The sequence below is a fragment of the Paenisporosarcina sp. P4_E4_2 genome (genome assembly GCF_056401595.1).
In genome coordinates, this window is sequence record NZ_JBFUJC010000288.1 from 1 (window position 1) to 7,059 (window position 7,059).

9 protein-coding genes and 1 pseudogene are annotated in these 7,059 nt (G+C 34.6%); 6 read left to right on the forward strand and 4 right to left on the reverse strand.

The window, feature by feature from the left end; all coding sequences use genetic code 11:
• Nucleotides 1-50: 50 nt before the first annotated feature.
• The 4 genes from AC1DSB_RS15545 (at nt 51) to AC1DSB_RS15560 (ending at nt 2,185) form a co-directional block, all read left to right on the forward strand.
• The gene (locus AC1DSB_RS15545; RefSeq protein WP_477587053.1) at nt 51-284 is read left to right on the forward strand and encodes a hypothetical protein; all 234 of its coding nucleotides are present in this window, start codon (nt 51-53) and stop codon (nt 282-284) included.
• A gap of 519 nt (nt 285-803) precedes the next feature.
• Nucleotides 804-968, forward strand: coding sequence for a hypothetical protein (locus AC1DSB_RS15550; protein WP_477532827.1), 165 nt, complete (start codon nt 804-806; stop codon nt 966-968).
• Between the two features lie 228 nt (nt 969-1,196).
• Nucleotides 1,197-1,760, forward strand: a complete 564-nt coding sequence (locus tag AC1DSB_RS15555) for an SMI1/KNR4 family protein (protein ID WP_477587054.1) — start codon at nt 1,197-1,199, stop codon at nt 1,758-1,760.
• Nucleotides 1,761-1,969: 209 nt separating this feature from the next.
• On the forward strand, nt 1,970-2,185 hold the full coding sequence (locus tag AC1DSB_RS15560) for a DUF6366 family protein (protein ID WP_477532825.1): 216 nt from the start codon (nt 1,970-1,972) through the stop codon (nt 2,183-2,185).
• A gap of 107 nt (nt 2,186-2,292) precedes the next feature.
• Here the strand turns inward: AC1DSB_RS15560 and AC1DSB_RS15565 are convergent, their stop codons facing one another.
• Together AC1DSB_RS15565 and mscL are read right to left on the reverse strand one after the other, a co-directional pair.
• On the reverse strand, nt 2,293-3,186 hold the full coding sequence (locus AC1DSB_RS15565; protein ID WP_477532824.1) for a DNA/RNA non-specific endonuclease: 894 nt from the start codon (nt 3,184-3,186) through the stop codon (nt 2,293-2,295).
• 242 nt (nt 3,187-3,428) lie between these two features.
• On the reverse strand, nt 3,429-3,815 hold the full coding sequence (mscL, locus tag AC1DSB_RS15570; RefSeq protein ID WP_477532823.1) for a large conductance mechanosensitive channel protein MscL: 387 nt from the start codon (nt 3,813-3,815) through the stop codon (nt 3,429-3,431).
• Nucleotides 3,816-3,972: 157 nt separating this feature from the next.
• Between mscL and AC1DSB_RS15575 the strand changes: the two are divergent.
• A pseudogene (locus AC1DSB_RS15575) lies at nt 3,973-4,520 on the forward strand (lytic transglycosylase domain-containing protein).
• 37 nt (nt 4,521-4,557) lie between these two features.
• Here AC1DSB_RS15575 and AC1DSB_RS15580 read toward each other — a convergent pair.
• A complete protein-coding gene (locus tag AC1DSB_RS15580; protein WP_477533201.1) occupies nt 4,558-4,806 on the reverse strand; it encodes a GlsB/YeaQ/YmgE family stress response membrane protein in 249 nt (82 codons plus the stop codon).
• Nucleotides 4,807-5,342: 536 nt separating this feature from the next.
• Here AC1DSB_RS15580 and AC1DSB_RS15585 point away from each other — a divergent pair.
• Complete coding sequence (locus AC1DSB_RS15585) at nt 5,343-6,017, forward strand: DNA alkylation repair protein (protein ID WP_477533200.1); 675 nt, start codon at nt 5,343-5,345, stop codon at nt 6,015-6,017.
• Nucleotides 6,018-6,042: 25 nt separating this feature from the next.
• On the opposite strand, the gene yfkAB is transcribed toward AC1DSB_RS15585, so the two are convergent.
• A partial coding sequence (gene yfkAB / locus AC1DSB_RS15590) for a radical SAM/CxCxxxxC motif protein YfkAB (protein WP_477587055.1) occupies nt 6,043-7,059 on the reverse strand: 1,017 nt, incomplete at its 5' end.

A 7,059-nucleotide genomic window follows, 5' to 3' on the forward strand; every position in this document is an offset into this window, starting at 1 on the left:
GGTATGCAAAGCGTTAGGCTTTCAAAAGATGAATGGAATGGAGGGTTAATGTGTATTTGCTTCTTTCAATAGTTTTGAGTACGATTTTAGGATTTGTTTTACTTACTATGGGACCACTAATAGGCGGTGTCATTGCTTTTGGAATAGTTGTTGGTTGTATATTTAGAGGATTGTATTTACTAAATGACCTACATAAAAGTATTTTATCTATTTCTCCAAAAAAAGATAAAGTCCAACAGGCATATGAAAATTATTTAAAGGAACGAGATAAAGATTCTAATTAAACTATTTTTTATTGAACTAACGGGGCAGTTTAGTTGAACAAGGTTACAAGGTTTAATTTGTTAAAATACGGTAAAACTAAACGACGGATTTTATGGGCGAAATCAATAGAATTATAGAAATGGGGAATTTGATGTCTGAAGGAAGAGTAAAAAAACAGTTTTTACTATTTTAGGATTCGCAATAGCGATTGTTATTTTTAGTGGTTCTGTATTCTGGGGAGTTGTAATTTCTGCAGAGATAGTAATCTTAGTAAACTTTATTTCTTCTGAAAAAAATAAATCAAGTTTGATTCAACTTTTATTATATTCATTATTGGCTATAGGTTCGGAATTTATTTTACAAGCTATGTTTAATAATTAAATTAGAGTTAGTGGTTATTCCTCAACTAACGGGTGCTTTATTTTAAGATCAGTGAACTGCAGAGACAGCTCTTTTTTAGTGCTTCATGTAACGAGATGATGGTCTAATGTTTATAAAAGAATTAAATTAGTGAACATAAAACATTTAGGAGACTAGGGATGGGGAAAGATAAAAAACATTTACAAAAAAAGGTGCAGGGTAAATATAGGAGTATTAAACAACAATACAGCGAAGATAAAAATTTCGATAAAAAAGAGTTTACTATTCTCGCGATAATCGTATTATTAATTTTCTTGTTGGATGTTATTTTTCCAATCTTTTAGAAAAATGCTATGACTGTTGTTTTAGTTTTAAGTGTTTTTGTTATTTGGTCTTGGATTGTTTTTTCTGGTGGTAGAAATAAGGAAAATGAAACTGAGTGTTCTAACGAAGAAATAGAAAAGGAATTAGGAGAATTTTATAAATAGCTTCTTCAACTAACGGAGCAGTTTAGTTTAATAAGGAGTATTGATCAATTGTATTGAAAAAGTATACTAGTGGAGAGTGATAGTATGTTTATTAATGAGTTTATTGAACAATTCAATGAAAGATATCCTGAGGTTGATAGGTTTGATGTTGCAACAGATGAAATGATTGGAGCATACGAAAAAAAGCTTGGATATCAACTCCCTATATCCTTTGTTGAATTTCTTCAGAAGTTTTCCAATGGTATTTTCTTATTGGATTGTGAACCAATAGGAGGTGTTAGTAAAGAATCTCCTTGTAGTGATATTTGCAAAATGAATAGGATAATTCCTGACATCCCAAATGAAGTATTAATAGTAGAAACCAATGAAAGTATAGTATCCACTCGTCTTGTGTCTTTTACAATGTTTGATGCAGGTGAAACTTCTAACAATCACTGGGTATTCTTATGTGAAGATGGTATTCCAAACTATGATTATAGAGTAGGATTTATTAGTCAGATGTCAAATAAAATGGTAAAAGTATTAAGTAATTTTGAAGAATGGTTAACGATATTTTGGGGAAATGATGAAGAGTACGAACCAGGAACTCCTGTATTTCACGCAATTTACCCAGACAATGATGAAAGGGTTGTAATACTAGATTCCTAAGATTGCTGCCTCTACTGGGCAGGTTTTTTCTTATGGAGTATTAAGTTAAATACTTCGCAATGAATACAATAAGATGGTTCTATCATACTAATCAAAAAAGTGGATTGGATATATGAAAAGCCTTTTTCTTATTCAATTAACGAGGCAGGTTAGTGGAAGAAGGTATAACCAAGATATAAGAAAATACAGTATTCAAAGGGGTGTTTAGTTTGAATAATCGACAAGAAACTCCAAAAGAAAAAAGAGAGAGATTAAGGCAAGAAGAACTTAAAAAAAATCCGCATGGTGCATTAAGGGATGGATTAAATCGAGGTGAAAATGGAAATATAACAGATTTAGTTGGTGATTTAGGTTGGAAAGGAACAGGAATATTAATAATTGTATTAATAGTTGGATATGTACTTTACAAATTATTATCAGATTAAATCTGATTAATATTTCCACTGTCATATAGAAGAACTTAAATATATAGATAGACCCCAGTGATGAAAATATCACTAGGGTCTTTTATGTTCTATTAATTAGGTTATGTCTATAATTTTATATCCTCTGGTACCTCAATCACATGTGATTCTAATGGATTAATTGGGTCGTAATTACGTAAACACCCAAAATTAAGACCAGTAATTGTTTCAATTCCTGATATTGGAACTTGATATGTTTTATATTCACCGTAGGTAAATTCCAAATTCTCAATAAGATCTTTTTGAGTCTGTAAATAAGCAGTTGCAGAAAGGCTACCATCTTCCTTAACCATAACAGCGATTTTCCAAAACTCTGAAGGTATTTTAACACCTCTGTAAACAATGTCGTCCTCCCTAAAAACTGGTCCAGTAAACACTGTCACTTTCAGATTCCAGTTTTCAGCATTATCTAAAATATAATTCTCAAGATCCAACCAGATTTTTTGATTTAAATCGCTATGTTGGGGAGCACAATTTGTGAAATGAAATGTATCCTTATTCGCCTTTTCCACTGCATCTCCCCAAATTGGATCTCTGCGGCGGACTAGATGTCCTCGATCAAGTGGATTATTTTTATATAATTCAGGACCACACTGGTATTCTATTTCGATACGAGGATCCAGATACCATTTATCATTCCGTTGAATACTTCTCAATTGGTTTCCATTAATATTTACCACCGTATAATATGCTAAACGGCGTGACTTACTCATGACTATCGAAAAATGAGTGTAATGAAGCACCTTGCTTCCGTCTTTTAGAAGGGCAATATCTTGTTCATCACTTCGAAAAGTCGGATGTGGAACCTCATAATCATCACCAAGGAATTTAGGGTCATAACCAACCGAAGCTTCATACCATGAATCATTTAATATCTCAACTATCATCTCATCAGAATTATCTTTGGTGATTTCTTGCTCTTGCACAAGTTCATTAATTAACAATTTCTGATTTTCATTCAAAGTTGTGTCCTCCTTCTTTTTATTAGGTATTCGACAAATGATTTTCAATTCCTTCTTATAAGAAGAGGACAAACTATTTTAACTTTGTRAATACTATTTTAACTTTGTAAATATCAAGACAAACAAAACCCTCTAAGAAATCAAAAAAGGCAATAACATATTTGATATTTAAAAGATGTTATTGCCTTTCATTTTATTAAATTTAATAGGAATCACCAATATTAAAGTATCCGATTCATTTGTTACTGATCATTTTTTTGGTTTTTCAATAAGTCGCGAATTTCAGTAAGCAAAGCTTCTTTTGCATCTATTACTGGGACATCCTCAATCACTGCTTCTTTTTTGCGCTGGAATTTCATCAGGATACGGATGACCATAAAGATGGCAAAGGCAACAATGAGAAAGTCTACGATGGATTGGATGAAGTTTCCGATCATCACTTCTGCATCGCCGACTGGAATAATAATTCCTGTAAAATCAATACCACCCATTAATACGCCGATCAATGGAGTTATAATATCTGCAACGAGGGAAGAGACGATTTTACCGAAGGCTGCCCCGATTACAACCGCTACTGCTAAGTCCATAACATTTCCTTTTAACGCGAATTTCTTGAAATCTTGCCACATATTTTTCTCACTCCTTTGCTCTCAGTCTACAAAAAGAATAAAATATTGTAAATGCAAGCAATATGATATTTGTCAAAAAGATAGACCACAAACTAAATTGAAGTGACGGTGTCCTACCATCTGTGATAAAATGATGAAAAAAACGGGATGCGAATGTATGAAAAAACGAAAGAAAATGAAACGATTGTCTGCAGTTACACGAGGATTGTTAATCATACTTATGGTTCCCATTACAATGACTCTGTTTGTGTTAACTAGTGTGTTCCATGGACGCTGTTGGCAGCACATCATCGTATTGAAACGAAATTCTCTACCATGGATCCTCTACTATCTCCTGTAGGAGCTGAAGGACATATGCAGTTTATGCCGTGTACATTTGTAGGATGGCAGCATCCTAGTTGTTCGGGTCAAGGAAAAGGGGATATATCAAAAGAAGATAAAACAAACCCAGATGTCATTGCCGAATATGGTGGATATGGTATTGACGCCAATGAGGATGGGAAAGCAGACCCATATCAGCTAGATGACGCTATATTTAGTGCAGCGAACTATTTAGCAAGTAATGGAGCAGCAAATGGTGATCTTGAACATGCTATTTACATGTACAATCGCAGTGATGAATATGTAGAAGATGTATTATATTACTATCATAAATATGAAGAAGAGCAGGGCACTCAAGGACAAGCTGCTTCTTCAGAACAATAAAAAAAGAGACGTTCAATTGAACGTCTCTTTTTTGATATTATGTTTTGCGTAGTGCTTTTAAAATCATGCTTACGATGAAGATTAAAATAACTGCACCAATAAATGCTGGAATGATTTGAATATCGGCAACTGTTGGTCCGAAGCTGAATAACATACCGCCGATCCATGCACCAATGATACCAGCAATAATGTTACCAATAATTCCGCCCGGTACGTCTTTACCTAAAATAAGCCCTGCTAACCAACCAATGATACCACCGATAATAAGGTATAAAATAAATCCCATGTTCGTCATCTCCTGTTCGATAAAGTTTAATTTGACTTGCTAGTAATTAGATATCCTCAAACGATTTACTTCAAACCATTTTTTGAAAATATTTTTAACCCATAACGATTTCATATCCAAACTGAAAACGAATAATTCTACAAACCAGTTTGACTTTGCGTGCATATAATAAAAACTTCAGCGCTAATCAATAGTCTGAACAAAAACAAAAAAAGTATGTATTTTGTTTTCAGATTCACATATTTTTTCGTTTTTTAATTGACGGAAAATTCGTAAAAAGCTTTGTGAATTGAAAATTAAAAGCGTATAATCAAAAAAAGGAGTGAGTTGAGATGGACGAAATCATGATGAGAAAACTTAACCGACAGGCAATGTGGTTTGTTGTGCTTCACACCATTTTTATCTTCAATCTCGCATTCGACGTCATTGAATTTACTTGAAAATTGTGGATAGCTTGCCTATCCACAATTTTTTTACGGATTGATACATAAAAGACAACCCAATTACATACACCAAAGTAGTCAGGAGTTTTACTATTGAAGAGACCATGGGATCGATATACATATTGTCAAGTATTTGAAAATCTTCGCGATGAGCAATTGGCTTCACCTATGGAAGCATATATGAAACACAATTTTCCTTTTCTCGGCATTAAAAGCCCTGCACGAAATGAAGCATTAAAAAACTATTTTACTGAACATGAAATTCCCGAAAAACAACAATTGTTTGAAGAAGTGTGGGAAATTTATCAGCTGCCTGAAAGGGAATATCAATATGTAGCAATAGCTTTATTAAGTAAAAAAATTAAAACATTAACAATTGAGGATTTGTCTTTCATCGAGAAACTGATAACGGAAAAATCGTGGTGGGATAGTGTGGATTCCATTGCGCCATCCATAGTTGGGGAAATTGTAAAAAAGGATAGACCAAATGGAGAAAAAGTCATGCGATTGTGGTCAGATTCAGATAATATGTGGCTGAATCGCTCAGCTATTCTGCATCAATTGAAATATAAAAATGAAACAAACGAAAACATACTGGAAGAAATCATTTTAAGTCATGCAGAATCKAATGAATTTTTCATTCAGAAAGCAATTGGTTGGGTATTACGGGAATACGCAAAAACCAATCCTGTATTTGTTCAACAATTTGTAGAAGTGAATGAATTGAAACCTTTAAGTAAAAGGGAAGCACTGAAACACTTCAAATGAAAAAGCAGCCAATCGGCTGCTTTTGTTATTTTACGGAGTCGCTGATGAATGTGTGGTCTTTATAATACATGTTTTTCACCAATACATTTGGTCCTAGACATTTTACTGCAGGGCAATGGCAGTTCAATTCTTTTGCAAGAGGCGAGTCCAGCCATTTGTCAAAAATGATTGGTAAGGAATCACTCTTCATATTACCAAGTACAGGTGCATCTCCAAAGTCTGTGACAATGACATCACCTGAGAAAATATTGATATTCAATCTTGAACGGCCGTCAGGGTCATTACGAACGGTGACATTCGTTTCTTCTTTCAATCTTTGCTGAAGATGACGATCTTCTTCACTGGCGCTGCAAGGATAAAATGGCAAAGTTCCGAAAAGCATCCAGGTGTTTTTATCACGTACATCGAGTAAGTGATGAATGGCTTGTCGTGTTTCCTCTAACGTCAATGAAGTCAAACTGCTAGCGAAATCTGAAGGGTACATAGGGTGAATTTCGTGTCTTGCGCATTTCATTTCTTCAACTACTTGGCGATGTATGTGTTCCAAGTATGGCAGTGTTTTCTTATTTAGCATCGTTTCAGCTGAAACCATGACGCCCGCATCAGATAACATGCGGCTGTTTTCAATCATGCGGTCAAAGAGTTTTGCTCGTTGTTCGTACGTTGGTTTTCGTTCCATAACTGCAAATCCAGTCTCCACAAATTCGTCTACCGTTCCCCAATTATGTGAGATATGTAAAACATCAAGATAAGGAGCAATCATCATATAACGCTCAGAATCCAGTGTCAGATTCGAATTGATTTGTGTGCGAACTCCACGCTCATGCGCATATTTTAATAGTGGAAGAACATAATTCGTGACCGACTTTTTCGATAGCATCGGTTCTCCGCCTGTAATGCTGAGAGTTTGTAGATGTGGGATTTCATCTAGCCTCATTCGCAGAAGCTCAAAAGGGAGTGCCTCGGGATCTTTGTTTTGAAGTGTATAGCCAACTGCACAATGTGCACAACGCATGTTGCATAACGTGGTGGTAGTGAACTC

What these genes read in the sequence shown, in the direction of transcription:
- AC1DSB_RS15550 (WP_477532827.1), top strand. Translation starts at nt 804, where the DNA reads ATGGGGAAAGATAAAAAACATTTACAAAAAAAGGTGCAGGGTAAATAT.
- AC1DSB_RS15555 (WP_477587054.1), top strand. Translation starts at nt 1,197, where the DNA reads ATGTTTATTAATGAGTTTATTGAACAATTCAATGAAAGATATCCTGAG.
- mscL (WP_477532823.1), bottom strand. Translation starts at nt 3,815, where the DNA reads ATGTGGCAAGATTTCAAGAAATTCGCGTTAAAAGGAAATGTTATGGAC.
- AC1DSB_RS15580 (WP_477533201.1), bottom strand. Translation starts at nt 4,806, where the DNA reads ATGGGATTTATTTTATACCTTATTATCGGTGGTATCATTGGTTGGTTA.